The organism is Acetobacter conturbans (genome assembly GCF_011516755.1).
Classification (GTDB): Bacteria; Pseudomonadota; Alphaproteobacteria; order Acetobacterales; family Acetobacteraceae; genus Acetobacter; species Acetobacter conturbans.
In genome coordinates this window covers 1-843 of record NZ_WOSY01000074.1, presented here as the reverse complement: position 1 = coordinate 843, position 843 = coordinate 1, and the positions used below count along the sequence as shown (strand labels likewise).

Below are 843 nucleotides of genomic sequence, written 5' to 3'. Positions count from 1 at the left end.
CTAGGGCGTGTCGTCAGTTAATTCTGATGATGGTTGCAACGAGTTGGACGGCTGCGAGGAAGGTTGATTTCAGCTTGTCGTAACGGGTTGCGATACCCCTGAACTGTTTGAGGCTGGCGAAAAAGCGTTCGATGATGTTTCGTTTTTTATAGAGCATGAAGGAGATTTTCCGTGGATTACGTCGGTTTTTCTTTGACGGAATAACCGGTGTGACCCCGCGCTCTTCGAGCTTTTCAATAAGCGGATCGGCATCATAAGCCTTGTCGGCGCTAAAAGCCCCGGGATCGACTTTATCCAGAAGGGGTGTCTGCTTCGGTGATGTCAGCCCTTTGTCCGGGTGTCAGAGATAGGACCACTGCCTTTCCTGCCGCATCGACAATGGCGTCGTGGATCTTTGTGGTCAGCCCGCCTCTGGATCGCCCGATGGCCTGATCTGTGCCCCCTTTTTGAGGGCTCCGGCGCTGTGCTGATGCGCCCGGACAATCGTGCTGTCGATCATCATGTATTCATTGTCGTGATCTGCGGCCAGATACCGGAAAATCCGTTCGATCACACCGCTTTCGCACCAGCGACGTAACCGTCGATGGACGTTTTTCCAGTCTCCGAAACGGGCCGGAAGATCACGCCAGGGAATGCCTGCACGGTAGCGATACAGCACGGCTTCAACAAACAGACGATTATCCGCAGCAGTCCCATCGACATGGCCTTCACGACCCGGGAGAAGATCTTTTATCCGATCCCACTGACTGTCGCTCAGACCATACCGCCGCATTCACATCTCTCCCTGAAAACAGAGAGAAAACATCACAAAATACGCAGGAGTACAAGGCTCATGCCACGGGG

General features: G+C 53.6%; 1 pseudogene. It reads right to left on the bottom strand.

Going from position 1 to position 843, the window contains the following annotated elements:
* Positions 1 to 13 precede the first annotated feature (13 nt).
* Positions 14 to 772: pseudogene (locus GOB81_RS17380) on the bottom strand (IS5 family transposase).
* Between the last annotated feature and the right edge of the window lie 71 nt (positions 773 to 843).